This is a genomic window from Blautia sp. SF-50, assembly GCF_900101315.1.
GTDB lineage: Bacteria > Bacillota > Clostridia > Lachnospirales > Lachnospiraceae > Blautia_A > Blautia_A fusiformis.
The window spans coordinates 1-19,037 of the sequence record NZ_FMUW01000020.1; the positions used below are offsets into that span (position 1 = coordinate 1).

The following is a 19,037-nucleotide window of genomic DNA, read 5'->3' on the forward strand; positions in this document are numbered from 1 at the left end:
AACGCGCCGACGCTCACAACCTCCCGGCAAACACATAGAATCTCAAGCTTCCAAACTACAGGCGTCCAGCAACGCGCCGACGCTCACAACCTCCCCTCCAAACCACAAGGAAACTCAGCCTTTCCTCCCAGCCATCCAGCGCAGCGCTGATGGCTCATCCAACTCCCGTCAGACCACTCTATCCCTCCCACCATGACCGCACAGTGTGAGGTTTGCAGCAGAAGTCCGGGTGCTTTGGAGTGAGCCTTGGTCCATACTTAGCGTCTGAGGTGTCTCACGGAGAGGTACCCGGCGGCCACAAGCCGCAGGGTAAGGCCCATCTGTCTGAGCCAGGTACGCATCAGCGTACATGGCGAGTTATGGGCCGGCCGCTCCGTGAGACACCTCAAACGCTTAGTATGACCAGGCGAAACGACGGCACCCGGACTTCTGCTGCAAATCTCACACGTCCGTCCGTGTCATCTTGCCCCCACCAAACACCTGTGCTATAATCAAACTAATTAAAAAACCGAGGTAAACCACACATGAACAAAAAAGAAATCGCAGAAATAAAAAAACAATTCACCCCTGACCGCTGCTCCATCACCCGCATCTGCGGCTGCTACGTAGACGGTGAAAAAAACAAAAAAACCGAACTCAAAGAAGCCTTCTTATCCTTATCAGAGGAAGAAACCTTCAAATACTTCGACATCTTCCGAAAAACCCTCACCGGCACCATCGGAAAAAATCTCATCAACATGGAATTTCCCCTGGATCAGGAAGCTGAAGGCGGAACCCAAAACTTCCTCATGAAACTCCGCAAAAGCAAACTCACCGACGACACCCTCACCGAAGCCTTCTACGACAGAATCATAGAAAACTACGACTACGGTGAAAACTACTACATCATCCTCATCCACGCAGTCTACGACATCCCCGGCAAATCCTCCGACGGTGCCGAAATGTTCGACGCTTCCGATGAGATCTACGATCACATCCTCTGCAGTATCTGCCCGGTCAAGCTCTCCAAAGCAGGCCTGCATTACAATGCAGAGACAAACAATATTGAAGACCGTATCCGGGACTGGCTGGTAGAAATGCCTGACTGGGGCTTCCTTTTCCCACAGTTCAACGACCGCAGTACCGATATCCACGGACTTCTCTACTACACCAAAAACGCCGAAAATCTCCGCTCCACCATGATGGAAGAAGTCTTCGGCTGCACCACACCACTATCTGCCGGAACCCAGCGTGACTCCTTCAATGCTCTGGTGGAAGAAACCCTTGGTGATGACTGTGCCTACGACACAGTCCTTGAGATCCATGAAAAGCTCAACGATCTCATCGAATCCCAGAAGGACGAACCGGAACCTGTTGTCCTCACCAAATCCGAAGTCAAACGTCTCTTCGAAGAATGCGGCGTAGAAGACGAAAAGCTCCAGAACTTCGATGAACAGTATGAGCTTGCCGCAGGAGAAAAATCAGCTCTGGTAGCATCCAACATCACCAACACCCGGAAATTCGAGATCAAAACCCCTGACGTGGTGATCCACGTAGCACCGGACCGGGCAGAACTGGTAGAAACCCGCATCATCGATGGTCGAAAATGCCTTGTGATCCCCATGGAAAGTGAAATAGAACTCAACGGCATCCGTGTCAGCACATTGAACTCTGTTGAAGATACATCAGCAGAACCGCTTCCTGTTAATGATATTACTGACATTGATAACAGTAACACCGAAGAAGAAATCCCATTTTAAAGGAGACCTTATGAACGATAAAAAAATCCTGTTCTTCGACATAGACGGCACACTGCTTACGCCTCACCCTTTCAAGGTTCCGGAGAGCACCAGCCGCGCCCTCACAAAAGCCCATGAAAACGGTCATCTTCTTTTCATCAACACCGGCCGCACCAAAGTAATGATGCCCTCTGCACTCTCAGAGCTTCATTTCGATGGCTATATATACGGCTGTGGAACCCACATTTACATGGACAACAAATTGCTTTTTTTCCGTACAGTCCCAAATCTTCTGTGCAAGGAAACCGTAGACCTTCTCCGCAAATGCAAGATCGAGGCAATTTTTGAATCCAACACTGAGATCCTGTATGATGGCGCATCTCCGGCCCAGTCCGAATTCGGAGTCAAAATGCGAAAAGAAATTCCAATGGTCGACATCACGAAATTCAATCGGGAGGATGCCTGCACTTACTCTTATGACAAATTCCTGGTACATATGCTGCCAGATTCCGATGTCGAAAAATTCCGCAGCTTCTGTAATGATCATTACACCTATTTTGATCACGGAGACGGAATCTGGGAAGTCACACAAAAGGGTACCAGCAAAGCCACAGGCATGGAATTTCTCCTGGACCGCCTTTCCATCCCCAAGGAAGACTGCTATGCATTCGGAGACAGTCCCAACGACCTTCCCATGCTGAAAGCTGCCGGAGTCAGCGTTGCTATGGGAAATGCTTACGGAGGCATCGAAGAGCACTGCACATACCAGACAGACTCAGTGGACAAGGACGGGATCCTTCACGCACTAGAGCATCTCAATCTGATCTGATGATCCGTAAAGCAGGCATGAGCATTACAAAAACGAGCCGTGTACGATAAACCCGTACACGGCTCGTTGTCTTTTCTCTTATCATTCCATTGTAAACATTGTATCTTATTTCTCAGCTTCCGGTGTAGCAGCTGCCTCAGATTCTGTACTGTCTGCAGTCTCCTCATCAGCCTTTGCAGAATCTCCCTCTGTCTCCGGTGTCTCGGTCACATCGGTCTGCTCCTCAGCTGCCGGTGTCTCGGTTGCCTCAGCCTCTGCAGAATCTGCTGTCGGTGTCTCAGTTACATCCGGGTCCGGTGTCGGAGTTGGAGTCTGGATTGTAAAGCTGTGATTATCTGTGATCTTGATCTTCTTAATCAATTTTTTCTCTTCTTTGATATCAGCTTTCTTCTTCCAGCCATCTGTTGTATCATTATAGAAATCATCCTTCTTGGTGTTTGTCAGAGACTCTTTCTTACTCTCCGTTGCAGTTTTATCATTCTTGGAATCCAGTCTCACAACATACCATACGGAATCTGTCTTTATGATTTCCTCGTTCAGTGCACCCTCGTCCAGCTTTCTTAAAGCGGTACGAACCTCATCCGGATAAGTAGTTCCGTTGGCAGCACTGTCATCACCTTCCTCATAGGTAGGGCATGTTCCGGTTGTTGCGGTCATATCCTTGGAGATCTCATCTCCAAGAGTATTGAAATCTGCAGCCGGATCCTCTTTAACCTTGTCATAAAACTTCTGAAGATTCTCTTTATTCTTCTTGATATCATCATCGGAAAGATCATCTCCGCTGACCTTTGCACTTGCATAGCTGAAGGACATCTGCTGATATTCTTTCTCATCCAGCTTCACGTCCGCTTTGGCTTCAATGGCATCCTTCATCTTCACATCGTATGTTTCAAGCTCGAGGAAAGTCTTTACCATATCTTCATCAACCGCAAGCTCTGCAATTGTCTCATCAGAATTGGCAGCCATGAAGTTCTTGGCAGCTTCCTCAAGAGCCTTCTGCTCATCATCTGTGATTTCAACATCATACTCGGAAGCGTGTTCTTTCTCCAGACACATCTTTTCAACAGTTTCAACAGAAGTTGTTACCGCATTTTCACCGTAAGTCTCATCGGAATCATCCATTTTGGTACTCCAGATAGACATATCGTTTCCGCCGCCAAGATACATCTTGTACATTGCCTCAGCCTGTGCCTGCTGCATACGTGCTGCCAGACTTACAACGCCAAACGGGATTTCCTGCTTATTGACTGTCACTGCGATCTTTGTACCATCGAGTTTTTTATTTCCGCAGCCTGCCATCATTCCTGCCGCTGTAACGCAGACAAGAGCAGTAACTGCCACTTTCTTTACTGAATTTCTCATTTCATCCTCCATCTATCCGTCCATAAGAATCACGGTCCGGCTCTTATTCCATAATACTTGATTATAAACGTTTTCACCTTTAAGAGCAAGGAATTTCACGAACTTACACGACATTTCACAAATTATCCACAAGTCTTTCCGGGAAAATATCCGGTATCCACAAACCGGATGTTTTTTCCCGTGGATAACCCTAAGCTTAGCTGATTCTTCCCTTTACTCCAGTGGCTCTGCCAGTTTTGCCAGCTCCCCCGCAAACTTCATCAGCTCTTCGATCAGCCTTCCCTGTGGTGTCAGGATAAATTTCGGCTCATGATCCGCCTTAAATTGCAAACCTCTCCGGTATTGCGCCATAATAGCCGGGATACCTGCGGGATCCAGCTTGGCCTTTTCATAGAGCGTGATCCGGACATCTTTTCCAAGCTGCTTGATCTCCGTCACATATCCCTGATGGGCAAGAGCCTTCAGTCTTGCAATGGCAAGAAGATTCAGCACAGCTTTTGTCGGCTCCCCAAAACGGTCGATCAGTTCCTCCAGCATATCATCATATTCCTGCTGGCTTTCAATACCGGCAATACGCTTATAAATATCCAGCTTCTGGAACTCGTTGCTGATATAGGAATCCGGGATAAACGCATCGATGTTGAGATCAATGGTCGTCTCAAAATCATCCATAGTCCGGATTCCCTTTGCCTCCTTGACAGCCTCACTGAGCATCTTGCAGTAAAGGTCATAACCAACTGCGTTCATATGCCCGTGCTGCTGAGCACCAAGAAGATTTCCTGCTCCACGAAGTTCCAGATCCTTCATAGCTATCTTAAAACCGCTTCCAAGGTCTGAATACTCCCGCATAGCGCTAAGCCGTTTCTCCGCGGTCTCCTGGAGCATCTTGTTTTTGGTATACATCAGAAATGCATAAGCAGTCCTGTTGGAACGTCCTACACGCCCACGGAGCTGATAAAGCTGGGAAAGGCCATATCTGTCCGAATCATGGATAATCATGGTGTTTACGTTGGAAATATCCAGTCCTGTCTCAATAATAGTGGTGGAAACCAGTACATCCACATCTCCATTGATAAAATCATACATTACCTGCTCCAGTTCCCTCTGACTCATCTGTCCATGTGCAAAATCCACTCTGGCCTCCGGCACAAGTCTGGATATCCGAAGGGCTACTTCGGCAATGTCATTGACTCGATTATACACGTAATACACCTGTCCCCCCCGGCGAAGCTCCCTGCGGATGGCTTCCCGAACAGTCTCCTCATCGTACTCCATAACGTATGTCTGGATCGGCACACGATCCATCGGCGGCTCTTCCAGAACGCTCATATCACGGATACCGATGAGACTCATATGAAGAGTTCTCGGAATCGGCGTTGCCGTCAGCGTCAGTACATCCACATCTTTTTTCATCTGCTTGATCTTCTCCTTGTGAGTAACACCAAAGCGCTGCTCCTCATCAATGATCAGAAGTCCAAGATTTTTAAATTCCACATCTTTTGAAAGAACTCTGTGGGTGCCGATCACAATATCTACCTGCCCCTTTTTGATCCCTTCGATGGTCTTTTTCTGCTGGGCAGATGTCCGGAAACGGCAGAGAAGCTCCACCTTCACCGGAAATTCTTTCATACGCTGTACAAAGGTATTGTAATGCTGCTGGGCAAGAATGGTAGTAGGGACCAGATAAACCACCTGCCGGCTTTCCTGTACTGCCTTAAACGCAGCTCTTAAAGCCACCTCCGTCTTTCCGTAACCAACGTCACCACACACAAGACGGTCCATGATCCTGGTGCTTTCCATATCTCTCTTGGTATCCTCAATGGCTGCCAGCTGATCCTCTGTCTCCTCATAAGGAAACATCTCCTCAAATTCCTTTTGCCATACGGTATCCGGTCCGCAGACATACCCCTCTTTCTCCTGGCGTACTGCATAAAGCTCAACCAGCTCTTTTGCGATATTTTTTACTGCACCCTTAACACGGCTCTTGGTCTTATTCCACTCCTGACCGCCAAGCTTGTTCAGCTTGGGCGTTTTTGCATTTTCGGAGGATCCTGAATATTTCTGCAAAGCATCCAGCTGGGTTGCCAGGATATAGAGATTACTGCCGCCCCGGTATTCGATCTTGATGTAATCCTTCACAACACGGTCAACCTCTACCTTTTCGATTCCACGGTAAATACCCAGTCCGTGCTTTTCATGAACAACAAGATCACCAACGGAAAGCTCTGCAAAATCCTGGATCCTGTTTCCGCTGTACTTTTTCTTTTTTTTACGCTTTTTCTGCTCTTTGCCGAAAATATCGGTTTCCGTCATCACTGCAAATTTGATCAGCGGATACTGGAAGCCACGTCTTGCGTGACCATAGACCACCATGATCTCCCCGGGACTGATGATACGATCCATGTCCTGGCTGTAAAAAGCATTCAGTCCTTCCTCTGAAAGATCCTTTGCCAGACGCTCCGCCCTGGTCCTGGAACCGGAGAGCAATGCGATCCGGTATCCCTGACTCTTATACTGAAGGAGATCCTTTACCAGAAGTTCAAAGCTGCTGTTATAAGAATCTACAGACTTCACCGTAAGATCAAATTCCTCATTGATCTTCCATCCGGAACGTCTGGGAGAAAGTGCGGATACAGCCACACAATTCCGTCTGTTCAGCTTCTTCTGCAGTTCCTGAAAGCCACATAGCCACTGCTCCGGAAGATTTGCCTCGCCTTTTTCCTCTCTGTGCATATGACTCTGACGGTACTCTTCCTCCACACCCTCGCCGTTTTCTGCCAGGTGGTTCAGTTCATCCAGAAATACCAGTGTTTTTTCTTCCGGAAAATACTCCAGAAAGGATACCATATCTTCTCCGTCCATCTTTTCTGCGGCCGGATAAATCGTAATTTCATCTACATTTTCCAGAGATCTCTGACTTTCCGCATCAAAGCTCCGGATAGAATCCACCTCATCATCCCACAGTTCGATACGCCAGGGATTATCCTCTGTCAGCGGATAGATATCAATGATTCCTCCACGCACAGAAAACTGCCCCGGAAGCTCTACCTGACCAGTGCGTTCATACCCCAGCTCTACCAGCTCTTCCTTCAGCTGATCCAGATCGATCACACTGTCACTTTTAAAATGAAGAAGTCTGCTTCTGATCTTTTCCAGCGGCATCAGGAAATCCATACATCCGTCAATGCTGGTAACAACGGTCACTTCTTCCTGTTCCAGAAGTGCCCGGATCACACGCATCCGCTGCCGGATCAGAAGATTTCCGTGAATATCTGCCTGAAAAAACAGAAGATCCTTTGCCGGATAAAAATATACATTTTTGTCATAGAATCGGTAATCCTCATAGATTTCCTTTGCGTTGCGCTCATCATCCGCAAGGATCAGATGATATGGAAAAAGCCCGGAAAGTCCATACATCAGATGGACCTTCTGGGACTCCATGCATCCGGAAACATTAAGAATTCCGCAGTTTGCGCCACAGCGCTTTTTTATTTCCCCAAACTCTGCAAGACCCTGCAGAGGATGCAAAAATGCTTCCATACAAACCTCAATTCTTAGGCTTTTTCCTGTTATATTTATTCATCGCCGCATCTACGCCCTCGGACAGGATCATCTCCACAGCCTCTGCCGCATCATTGATCCCTTCATCCACAAGCTTGCGATCACTGTCCGAAAAATGACCCAACACAAAATCTGCCAGATCCCAGTCTTTCGGTTTTGCACCGACACCAACACGGATGCGGATAAATTTTTCAGTTCCAAGGCGGCGGATGATATCCTTGATCCCGTTATGTCCGCCTGCACTGCCTTTTTTGCGGATACGAAGCTGCCCAGGCTCCAGATCGATATCATCGTAGATCACGATCAGCTCTGTCTCCGGATCGATCTTGAAATAGCCGGACATCTCCTGGATCGGACCGCCGCTTAAATTCATATAGGAAAGCGGTTTCATCAGAATAGCTTTTTCACCGCCAATGATACCTTTTCCATACATGGCATTAAATTTTACGCCGCCCTGCGGGATATTATGCTTCTCCACAAGACAGTCAACGGTGTCAAAGCCCATATTGTGGCGTGTAGCCTCATACTGCTTTCCCGGATTTCCCAAACCTGCAATTAAATACATAAAAACTCCTCAGCTGTAATCTACCTGTTTCAATGTCAGGCCCTCTTATGCCTTAAGACATACAAATGCTCTGATCGTATCAGTTGAAATATACCATCTCATCAGCAAGTGGCTCACAAACTTCTACATGCTCTGCGTAAAGTACGACTCCCTCTCCCTGATATTCCATTCTCTTCTCAAACGCAACCTTCGCAGTAACATCCACCCACTGGCCTTCTGCGATCTTCGGAGCAAAAGCGCTCTTGCAGATATAACCAAGGAATGTGGTATCATCTGCACAGCATGTCATGGCTGTTCTTCCGGGAACAAAGAATTTGCTTCCCATTCCACGCGGCTTCAGGGCACGTGCTTTAAAGTGAACGGTTTTTCCAACATAGCGGTCCGGATGATCCATGGAATCCACAAACCAGATACCATAATCCTCCGGAAGGATATCGATCACCGGCGCATCAATATCAAATGGCATCTCATCCTCAAAAAGATCACCAAGCTCGCCCTCTTCATCCTCAAAGATGATCTCCGCACGCTGGTTCACCACCTTAATGCTTCTTCTGTAAGAAGGAAGCGGATCGTTCTCCTGGCAGCGGTTAAAGATAACCATATCCGCATTGCGGACCATGTCCATAAAAAGGGACTTCATATTCGCCATATAGACTTGGAATGTGCTTGCATCCACACAGGTGATATGCTGCTCCACGCCCCAGCCTTCCGGTTTTTCCATTTCTTCGAATTTACTTACCAGCCACATGCCATTATACTCAATGATCACCCGCTCCGGCTGATGCAGGATCTCCATTGCCGCAAGTCGTTCCGGTGTAAGCTCTTCCTCACTGTCAATGCTCTCCACAACGGTATTGCACTGTTTCAGTGCTTCCTCATCATATTCTTCCTCACCCTCTTCGCAAAGGATCAGCAGTGTTTTTCCATCGATCTGAAAGTAATCCTGCTGCAGGGTAAAGCTCAGGAAAGAGGTCTTGCCGCTTTCCAGAAAACCTGTGATCAGATAAACGGGTACTCTGGTCTCTTCCATAAATCCATCCCATCAGATACTGTACGGTTTAATGTACAGTATCTATTTCCTTTCTGTAACAATCTATATCTGTATTCCGCTTTGGCTTTGCGTCAAAACGGACATTTATTTTATCATATGCTTTATGCGATCCCGAAAAGCTCCTCCAGTGCATGCTCGTCAAGCTTAGAACCGATCACGCACAGACGGCCTGTATATTCTGGTGCCCCCTCACGGATCTCAGTTTCTTCCGGAACCATATCAAAATAGATCCATGTTCCGTCTTCTGCCGGAAGCATTCCCTTTGCACGGAGGATGATACCGTATTTATCAGACTCGGAAAGTGCCTCAAGGATCTTCTCAAGTCCCTCACGTGTATATTTTTTAATAGTCTCACGGCCCCAGCTTGTGAAGACCTCATCTGCATGATGATGGTGGTGGTCATGTCCACAGCCACACTCTCCGTCGTGGTGATGGTGATGCTCATGCTCTTCATGATCATGGCCGCAGCCGCACTCTCCGTCGTGGTGATGGTGATGCTCATGCTCTTCATGATCATGGCCACAACCGCACTCTCCGTCATGGTGATGATGCTCATGCTCTTCATGATCATGGCCACAGCCGCACTCTCCGTCGTGGTGATGGTGATGCTCATGCTCTTCATGATCATGGCCGCAGCCACACTCTCCGTCGTGGTGATGATGATGCTCATGCTCCTCCTCAAGCATCTCCTGCTCCAGGGATACCGGATGCTCCATAACCTCTACCAGCTTCTTACCGTCAAGATTCTCGATCGGAGTTGTAATGATAGCAGCATCCTTATTCAGGCTGCGGAGAAGCTCCAGGGACTCCTGAACCTTTTTCTCACTTGCAATATCAGTACGGCTCATGATGATAGCACCTGCATACTGGATCTGATTATCAAAGAACTCACCGAAGTTCTTCATATACATTTTGCATTTTTTTGCATCAACAACAGTTGTATAGCTGTTCAGTTTGATATCAACCTCATCCTGAACGCCCTGTACAGCCTTGATAACGTCAGAAAGTTTACCAACTCCGGATGGCTCGATGAGGATTCTGTCCGGGTTATATTTGGTAACGACTTCTTTCAGGGAAGTTCCGAAATCTCCTACCAGAGAGCAGCAGATACATCCGGAGTTCATCTCACGGATCTGGATCCCTGCCTCTTTCAGGAAGCCGCCGTCAATACCGATCTCACCGAACTCGTTCTCGATCAGCACTACCTGCTCACCCTGAAATCCATCCTTCAGAAGTTTTTTGATCAGAGTTGTTTTTCCGGCGCCAAGGAAACCGGAGATAATATCAATTTTAACCATTTTGTATACACTCCTTTTAACGTAGTTTGACCAGGAAGTATTATACCCCCTGGTTGTATCCTGTTATGCTCATGATGACAGAGAAAAAATTACCTGTTTCTGTATCTGCTGTCATTATATCCATTTTACAAAACAGACATTCCTATTCTGCTTTATATTCAGATTAATAGAGGGATGTGAAAAGCTCACATCCCTGAAAATCGTTCTTCCTATCAGCCGTTGATCATAAAGTTCATAAGCTTGTCGATATCCTCTTTCTCTGCTGCAACGATCTCAAGCTCCGGGATCTCACCAGCGGAAAAGATGTTTGCAAGAGATACATACTGGGAAAGCTTGGATTTCAGGTTCAGTCTGTCTCCCTCTCCTGTTACAAGCTCTACTCTACCCTTGCAGCTGTCAATTACCTCAAAAAATTTATCAATATCTGTAATATGTGTTACTTTCATTTTAAAAATCTCCTTTCTTATTAAAGGGCTGTTCTTAACTCTTTCCGTTAGATTATACCCCAGTGTTTTTAAAAAAGCAATCCCTGCCGGGCAAAAACACTTCACAGATATTCTCTACGGATCTATATATATTTCGTCATATTTCTTCAATTTCAACGGTACAGTCTTTTCTTCCTTTGTTCCATTTCATGAGATAAACCTTAAATCCCAGAGAATCTCTGGCAATGGTAAACGGTTCTTCCCTGAGTACTTCGGATCCCATACCCTGCTCGTTCAGCTCTGCCTGCTTTGTCCTGGCTTTTTCTGTAAGAACTCTAAGCTCTTCATCGGCTTCTTTTCCAAAAGAACGATTCCCATATCCGGATGAAGCCTCCCGCAGCTTTTCAGAAAGGCACATCGTTACCTGGATGTGTTTTGTACGGTGAAGCATTCCTGCCAGTTTCCGTGCTACCCATTTAAACGGAAGTTTCCGGTAAATTTCAAGCCACCTGACAAAGGTACGGTCTCCTGCCTGCCTTGCGATCTCTCCCATTACCTCAAATGCCTTTTCCGAGGGAATCCACGGATTTTCCCTGGGAACAATATACTTTTCCGGAACAGCCGGATAACAGCAGTAATTCAATGGCGGAAATTCCACCAGTGCAGAAAGCTTCTCCTCCAGAGCGTTGCAGCTGTCCCCGCCTATATAATCATATTTGTCGCGGAGGATCGCCAGCCGATATTCCAGCTGCCGTAAGTATTCATACCCTTCTACCCAGAAATGACCGATCCGGCTGTAATCGTAGAGATGTTTTTCCAGAGACAGGGTTTCAAAAAACAAAGTCACCACCGAATCATCCTGGTGGACCACAAGAATATATTCTCTACCCTGCCGGCTTAAATCTGCCAGGATCTCGCCCTCGTAATCCGGTTTGTATACACCTGTCATACGGGCATTTCCAAAAACAAGAAAGCTTTCTACCGCATCATTCATAAGATACACAAGGCGGATTTCTCCGTTTTTTACATAAGAATCCACTCTGTACATATTGTCATCGGACTTTTCCGCAATTGCTTCCGAAAAAGCACTTTCTGAAGCTGCTTTCTGATCCTGCGGATCTTTCTCATCATTCACTGCCACCAGTTCAAACTGATCTTCTCCAAGCAGCTCTGCAAGCTTCTGAAAGGTATCTGGCAGCTCTTCAAAGGCCTTCTCTGAGACATATCTCTCCGGTGCTGTTTTTCCTGCAGTATTATTTCCAGTATCCATCAATTACCTCTTTATTCAGTTTCTCCCCAATAACGATCATGATCTCCTGTCCCAGCTTTGCCGGCCGGATGCAGATCTCATGGCGGGTAGCATTCAGCTCCAGCCACTGTCCATCTTCTTTTCTGAGAAAACCTTTTACGCGAAAAACATCTCCGCAGGATGGATCATTTAGGATCCTTTCTGCAGTTTCATGAAGTTCCTCCTCGCTTTTATGAACGTTCATAAAAAACAGAGAATCAAATCCGCCGCCTTCCGCATAGGATTCCTTCACGTAATCCTCTGCCACATACCCGCAATCCAGGATCTTTTCCAGGTCTGTGTCTGTGAGCTCATCCCAGTTTCCGGTGAGGATCTCACTGTCCAGACAGCGCCTGCACTGGATCTGGCCAAGTGCACGGTTGAGATGCTCTTTTGTGCTGCTGATCTCTTCCACCGTGGCTTCCTGGCTCCTGCTCAATAATACACAGCCTGCATCTGCCACCTCGGAAGCCAGCAGATAATCCGCTTCCGCTGAAAGATCCTCTGCCAGCTTCGCATCCACAATGGCGATCACATTTCCGATCTCATACCATTTATCCAGCGGTTCCTCATGGAGGGCGTCAAAGAACTCATCCACATCAAAGATTCCGGATGGTTCTACGATGACACGGTCGTAACCGCACATTCCCATAGCGATCAGCTTTGTCTTAAATCGCCGTCTGTGACAGTCCGCATCACAACCGCCGGAAACCATCTCCAACTCACAGTTGTCACCCATTAGATCCTGAAGCAGCATCATATCCACATTCACTGCCCCGAAATCATTTTCCAGGATCCCGATGTTCATGCCTTTTTTCAGAAGATAGGAGGCATATTTTTTTATAAATGTTGTCTTTCCGGATCCGAGAAATCCGGTTATCAGATCGATCTTTATCATATTTCTTCCTTTACCTTATCAACTCTCCGGAGCATACAGTAAAATAAATGCGAATATATGCTTTACTTATGTTCCGGTCATATTTCAATAATCTCCTGCCCGACAAATGCCGGACTGCTATCAGTATATAATCTTTTTTCCGCAAAGAAAAGAGGCGGTCCTGAAAAATCCTCTCAGAACTGCCTCTTTCCGGCTATTTTATCTTTTTATAAACATATATGAAGATTACTTTGTAAACAGATCTACCAGATCCTGACCATCATTATAGCCCTGTTTTTTCAGTTCCTGAACAAACCAGTCATCTACACCGTCTACTGCTTTCTTAAAGGAATCGATATCCATGTCCTTTTTCTCTGTGAAGGTCACACCGTTTTTGTCTGCCCAGCGTGCTTTGATCTCATCATCACTGGAACGGTTGATGTAACGCTCATACTCAACAGCTTTCTGACCACACTCGTCAACAACAGCCTGCTGCTCCGGTGTCAGCGCATCATAAATATCCTGGTTGATGCAGAAGAACAGGCAGTCATAGATTGCATCCCACATGGAGCAATATGGCTGTACCTCCTGTACACTGGCTGCATCAATGGCGGGCAACGGATTCTCCTCACCCTCTACCGTATTCTGCTGAAGTGCTGTGTAGGTCTCGGACCAGTTCATATTTGTAGCATCTGCCCCCCATCTCTTATAACACTCCATAAGAAGATTAGAGCCGGCTACACGAACCTTCAGATTCTTCATATCATCTACAGATTTTACCTCATGCTTGCTGTTTGTCAACTCACGGAATCCGTTCTCTGCAATACCCATGCAATGAAGTCCGTAGCCGTTAAGGATCTCCTTCAGCTTTTCTCCGGCCTCTCCGTCAAACTTCGCATCTGCATCATCGTAGGAATCATAGATGAACGGCAGGGATACCACATTGAAGCGTGGATCAAATGCAGAATAGATCAGATTGGAATGCATGGAGATCTGTACCGGGTCTCCGTTCATCAATGCCTGGATTCCCTCGGACTGATTTCCGTTTGTCAGCTGATCCGCTGCGTAAATGTTAACCTTGACCTTTCCTCCGGTAGCCTTTTCCATGAGTTCACCGAACTTACGTCCTCCATCAGCCCAGGTACTTGTCTCCGTTGTGGAGCATGCAAAGTTCCAGGTTGTCTCAGGCCAGTTCAGATCACTGTAATCCTCCACGGTATCTACCGAATCCTCTGTAAACAGATCTACAAGATCCTGTGCATCGTCATAGCCTGCACTCTTAAGCTCCTTTACAAACCAGTCGTCGATTCCGTCTACTGCTTTCTTGAAGGAATCGATATCCATATCCTCTTTCTTTGTAAAGGTCACACCGTTGCTCTTCTCCCAGCGGCTCATGATCTCCTCGTCGCCGGAACGGTTGATATAACGCTCATACTCAACAGCCTTCTGGCCTGCCTCATCAACAACCTGCTGCTGTTCCGGTGTCAGGCTGTCATAGATATCCTGGTTGATACAGAAGAACAGACAATCATAGATTGCATCCCACGTGGAGCAGTACGGCTGTACCTCCTGTACACTGGCTGCGTCAATCGCAGGCAACGGGTTCTCCTCACCCTCTACCGTATTCTGCTGAAGTGCTGTGTAGGTCTCAGACCAGTTCATATTTGTGGCATCTGCCCCCCATCTCTTATAGCATTCCATAAGAAGGTTGGAACCGGCCACACGAACCTTCAGGTTCTTCATGTCGTCTACTGTTTTTACTTCATGCTTGCTGTTTGTCAGCTCACGGAAACCATTCTCTGCGATTCCCATACAATGAAGTCCGTACTCACCAAGGATCTCTTTCAGCTTTTCTCCGGCCTCACCGTCAAATTTTGCATCCGCGTCATCGTAGGAATCATAGATAAACGGCAGGGATACTACATTGAATCTCGGGTCAAATGCAGAATAGATCAGATTGGAATGCATGGAGATCTGTACCGGATCTCCGTTCATCAGTGCCTGGATTCCCTCGGACTGATTTCCGTTTGTCAGCTGATCTGCTGCGTAAATATTAACCTTGACTTTTCCGCCGGTTGCTTTTTCCATAAGCTCACCAAACTTACGTCCTCCGTCAGCCCAGGTACTTGTTTCAGTTGTAGAGCATGCGAAGTTCCATGTCATCTCCGGCCAGTCAAGATCACTGTAATCCGCGATGGTATTAAAGGAATCACTTCCATCTCCGGAATCCTTGGAACTCTGGCTTTCTGTGTCAGAAGACTGGTCTCCTGTATAGGAGCCCTCTTTTGCAAGAGCCTTCGGAAGAGCTGTGGAAACAGCCGGAATATAAGTGATGATCAGAAGAACTGCAACGGATGCAGCGATCATCGGCATAACTGCTCTGGAGATCTGCTGAAGAGTAACCTCCAGACCTTTTTTGATCTTGATACTGATGGCAACGAAAAGATTTACACCTACCGGAGGTGTTACCTGTCCGATCGCAAGGTTAACTGTTGCCATAACACCGAATGCTACCACATCATAGCCCAGAGCCTTACATACCGGAAGCATGATCGGTATAAAAATGTACATCGCAGAGTTTGCATCAATGAAGCATCCTGCGATCAGGAAAATGATGTTTACGATCAGAAGGAAGGTAAACTGATTATGTGCAATGCCGGCAAGAAGCTCAGATGCCGCATTTGCAATACCAAACTTGGTACATACAAAAGAGAACAGGGAAGCACTCGCTACGATCAGCATGATTCCACCAGTTGTCTTTGCAGAATCCACAAGAATGTCAAACAGATCTTTGAGCTTAACCTCACGGTAGATCACCATACCAACAAACAGACCGTAAACAACAGATACGGCTGCAGCCTCAGTTGGTGTAAAGATACCGCCGTAAATTCCTCCGAGGATGATAACCGGCATCAGGAATCCCCAGAATGCATCTTTAAATGTATCCCAGCGCTCTTTTGCGGAAGCTTTTTCACGGGATGGCTGAATGTTATGTTTCTTTGCCTCGATCATAACGATGATCACAAGAGCAACACCCATCAGAAGTCCCGGAACGATACCAGCCATAAACATATCTGCAATAGATACCCCTGTGATAGAAGCGTATACAACGAATGCGATACTCGGCGGTATGACAATAGCGATGGAACTGGAGGTTGCCATCAATGCCGTGGAAAACGGTGCAGAGAAACCGCCCTGCTCAACCATAGCCGGGATCAGAACTGCTCCAAGTGCCGCAACCGTTGCAGGACCGGAACCGGAGATTGCTCCGAAGAAGCAGGCTACGATAACACATACAATGGCGATACCGCCCTTTTTATGTCCTACGCAGGTATCTACGAAGTTGATCAGTCGTTTGGAAATACCGGCTTTTGCCATAATGTTTCCGGACAGAACAAAGAACGGGATAGCAAGAAGCAGGAATTTACTGATTCCAGAGTACATATTTGTAGCTACGATCGTCAGAGATGTACCGGAATAAAGGATGGCACATACAGATGACAGACCTAAGCAGATCGCAATGGGAAGTCCCAGGATCAGGAAAACAAAGAAGGAGATAAATAAGATTGCACTGATCATTTATTTGTCCTCCTTTTCATCATCTTTTTTCAGGCAGAAGTCGAGGCAGTACTCAATAAAATGAAGGATCATACAGCCTGCTCCGATCGGCACGAAGGACCAGAAGATCCACTCCGGCCAGTTCAATACGAAAGTTCTCTTGCCGTTTGCCAGCTGTGTAAGAACTTTGTCCATTCCATATTTAAATAAAATTGCGGAAAAAACAATACTCAGGACCGTGATCAGGATCACAGATGGTTTTTCCAGTTTTTTCGGAAGACGGTCCGTAACCAGTGTCAGACTTACCAGTCCTCCTTTTTCACGGCAGGCAAGTGCTGCTGCCAGAAGTGTGATGAGAACAAACACCGCTACAACAAGCTCTTCTGTAAAAGACCATGAGCGATGGATGACCTTACGGGAAAATACATTTCCCACAGTCAGCACAAGGATCAGCAGTGTGGAAATGACCAGTACGATTTTTTCTACTGCTGCAAGTGCGTTCATGAGTTTTTTGTACACTTTCATACTCTTTCCCCTTTTGTATATTTTTCCGGTTTCAGATCCTTACCGCGTGGTTTAAAATGTTTTGGATAAAAAAAATCCGTCCCCTTTCAGGGACGGATATAAAATTCCGCAACCACCCTGTTTCTCCATTGAAACAAGCACGATTCTGCAACGTACCGGCATACGCGACTTCTGTAACGGGAAGCACCCGTGAAAACCTACTTACTTGTCTGAAACTTTCGGCTTTCCTTCTCAGGGATGATATTCAAGGCAGTTCCGACGCTGCATCACACCAGTCACAGCTCTCTGAAGACGGTTCCTCTGTCTTTACTGATTCCCTTCATGGAATTTACTTCTGTTATGTGTTAACTCTTTAATGAGCTAAACCAATTCTAACTCTGTTTGTTTTGATAGTCAAGTTTTTTTTTCAAAAACTCCTTCAGGCGTTCTTTCCTTCTCCAGCGAAGTACTCCTTCACAAGCTTTACAACCACACCGGAAAGCAGGAATACTGCAATCAGGTTAGGGATCGCCATCAGACCGTTGAAGGTCTCTGCGATACTCCAGAGAAGTCCAAGGTCAACAGTTGCGCCGATGATCGCTACCAAAGAGTACAGTACCATAAAAGGTCTGATAGCTTTTTCCTTAAAAAGGAACTCCGCACATCTGGCTCCGTAAAGTCCCCATCCAATGATAGTGGAAAATGCGAAGCAGCACATGGCAACTGCTGTAAAGATGGAAACCCAGTTTCCGTATGTACTGGTAAAACCGCTGATGGTAAGCTCCGCTCCTGCTGCTGCGCCATAACCAACCGGCACCCCACTGCAGAGGATGACAAGCGCTGTCAGCGTACAGATCACGATCGTGTCCGTGAATACCTCAAAGATCCCGAAAAACCCCTGTTTTACAGGTTTTCTGGTGTCTGCACAGGCATGTGCGATAGAACCGGTACCAAGACCTGCCTCATTGGAAAAAATACCTCTGGAAACACCTTTTTTCATACTCATGAAAAAGCTTCCTACCACGCCGCCTGTCACAGATGCCGGATTAAATGCCCCTCTGATGATAGCGCTGAAAACACCCGGAACATTTTTCCAGTTGATGATAACTACACCAACGGCAAGAATAATATAAAACAATGCCATAAACGGTACCAGCTTTTCTGTAACCTGGCCGATCCTTTTGATTCCGCCAAGCAGGATCATTGCCACAAGGATCGCAAGGATGATCCCCATAACAAGGTTTACCGTAGAAGTATTGTCTGCAGCGATCACATTGTAATTGATCAGTGCAGAATCAATAGCTGTTGTAATGGTATTAACCTGGGTTGCATTTCCGGTTCCGAAAACAGTAAGCACACCAAAAGCGGAAAACAGATATGCCAGCCAGTGCCAGTGTTTTTTTAGACCATTCTTAATGTAATACATTGGTCCTCCAACCAGATCTCCGTTGGCATTGGTTTCGCGGAAATGTACCGCAAGTGTTACTTCTGAAAACTTTGTACACATTCCAAGAAGTGCAGAAATCCACATCCAGAATACGGCTCCCGGTCCTCCGATGGCAATAGCACCTGCCACACCTGCAATATTTCCCGTTCCCACGGTAGCAGCTAACGCCGTACAAACAGCCTGAAACGGTGTCAGACTTCCATCGGAAGCTTCTCTTTTCCGAAGCATACGTCCGATAGTGACCCTGATGGCATAGGGAAATTTGCGAATCTGGAGAAAATTCATGCGGATACTTAAATAAAGACCTACACCAATAATACAGATCATCGCAGGAACGCCCCAGATAAAATTGTTTACGGCAGCATTCACTGATTCAATAACAGATAACATTCTATAATCCTTCCCTTATTTAATTTTGTCTTTTTGGATTGTACGTTTGTCTGTACAAAAAGACGATTCGTTAGATTATATCACATTTTTTGTCGAATGTATAAGAGAAAAGCTTTATAATTTTACTATGATAAAGAAAGAAAGTGAATAAAAGCTGCCAATCC

General features: G+C 46.5%; 13 protein-coding genes and 1 other annotated feature. Of the genes, 2 read left to right on the top strand and 11 right to left on the bottom strand.

The features are described 5' to 3' along the window. Window positions 1-524 precede the first annotated feature (524 nt). Together BLP57_RS12230 and BLP57_RS12235 are read left to right on the top strand one after the other, a co-directional pair. The gene (locus BLP57_RS12230; RefSeq protein ID WP_092072040.1) at window positions 525-1,739 is read left to right on the top strand and encodes a DUF4317 domain-containing protein; all 1,215 of its coding nucleotides are present in this window, start codon (window positions 525-527) and stop codon (window positions 1,737-1,739) included. A gap of 10 nt (window positions 1,740-1,749) precedes the next feature. Continuing rightward, window positions 1,750-2,547 (top strand): HAD family hydrolase, encoded by a 798-nt coding sequence (locus tag BLP57_RS12235; protein WP_242872622.1) that lies wholly within the window; start codon window positions 1,750-1,752, stop codon window positions 2,545-2,547. A 105-nt stretch (window positions 2,548-2,652) separates the two neighbouring features. Here the strand turns inward: BLP57_RS12235 and BLP57_RS12240 are convergent, their stop codons facing one another. The 11 genes from BLP57_RS12240 to BLP57_RS12290 form a co-directional block, all read right to left on the bottom strand. Beyond that, complete coding sequence (locus BLP57_RS12240) at window positions 2,653-3,909, bottom strand: hypothetical protein (protein WP_092072046.1); 1,257 nt, start codon at window positions 3,907-3,909, stop codon at window positions 2,653-2,655. Between the two features lie 213 nt (window positions 3,910-4,122). Continuing rightward, window positions 4,123-7,449: a transcription-repair coupling factor gene (gene mfd / locus BLP57_RS12245; RefSeq protein WP_092072049.1), complete on the bottom strand. Its 3,327-nt coding sequence runs from the start codon at window positions 7,447-7,449 to the stop codon at window positions 4,123-4,125. 7 nt (window positions 7,450-7,456) lie between these two features. After that, window positions 7,457-8,035, bottom strand: coding sequence for an aminoacyl-tRNA hydrolase (gene pth / locus BLP57_RS12250; RefSeq protein WP_015525511.1), 579 nt, complete (start codon window positions 8,033-8,035; stop codon window positions 7,457-7,459). A gap of 79 nt (window positions 8,036-8,114) precedes the next feature. Then, complete coding sequence (locus BLP57_RS12255) at window positions 8,115-9,065, bottom strand: TIGR03943 family putative permease subunit (RefSeq protein ID WP_092072052.1); 951 nt, start codon at window positions 9,063-9,065, stop codon at window positions 8,115-8,117. 122 nt (window positions 9,066-9,187) lie between these two features. Then, a complete protein-coding gene (locus BLP57_RS12260; protein ID WP_092072055.1) occupies window positions 9,188-10,384 on the bottom strand; it encodes a CobW family GTP-binding protein in 1,197 nt (398 codons plus the stop codon). A gap of 212 nt (window positions 10,385-10,596) precedes the next feature. Then, on the bottom strand, window positions 10,597-10,830 hold the full coding sequence (locus BLP57_RS12265; protein ID WP_015525508.1) for a hypothetical protein: 234 nt from the start codon (window positions 10,828-10,830) through the stop codon (window positions 10,597-10,599). Window positions 10,831-10,966: 136 nt separating this feature from the next. Next, a complete protein-coding gene (locus BLP57_RS12270; RefSeq protein ID WP_021652868.1) occupies window positions 10,967-12,079 on the bottom strand; it encodes a DUF3878 family protein in 1,113 nt (370 codons plus the stop codon). Then, entirely contained in the window at window positions 12,063-12,995 is a 933-nt protein-coding gene (locus BLP57_RS12275; RefSeq protein WP_092072059.1) for a GTP-binding protein, read from the bottom strand. The genes BLP57_RS12270 and BLP57_RS12275 overlap by 17 nt, the downstream gene beginning before the upstream one ends. Before the next feature lie 225 nt (window positions 12,996-13,220). Continuing rightward, window positions 13,221-16,553, bottom strand: coding sequence for a TRAP transporter large permease subunit (locus tag BLP57_RS12280; protein ID WP_092072062.1), 3,333 nt, complete (start codon window positions 16,551-16,553; stop codon window positions 13,221-13,223). After that, a complete protein-coding gene (locus tag BLP57_RS12285; protein ID WP_015525504.1) occupies window positions 16,554-17,057 on the bottom strand; it encodes a TRAP transporter small permease in 504 nt (167 codons plus the stop codon). It abuts the gene before it with no gap. A gap of 85 nt (window positions 17,058-17,142) precedes the next feature. Beyond that, window positions 17,143-17,389, bottom strand: a binding site (T-box leader). 86 nt (window positions 17,390-17,475) lie between these two features. After that, the gene (locus BLP57_RS12290; protein ID WP_092072065.1) at window positions 17,476-18,873 is read right to left on the bottom strand and encodes an alanine/glycine:cation symporter family protein; all 1,398 of its coding nucleotides are present in this window, start codon (window positions 18,871-18,873) and stop codon (window positions 17,476-17,478) included. Window positions 18,874-19,037 lie beyond the last annotated feature (164 nt).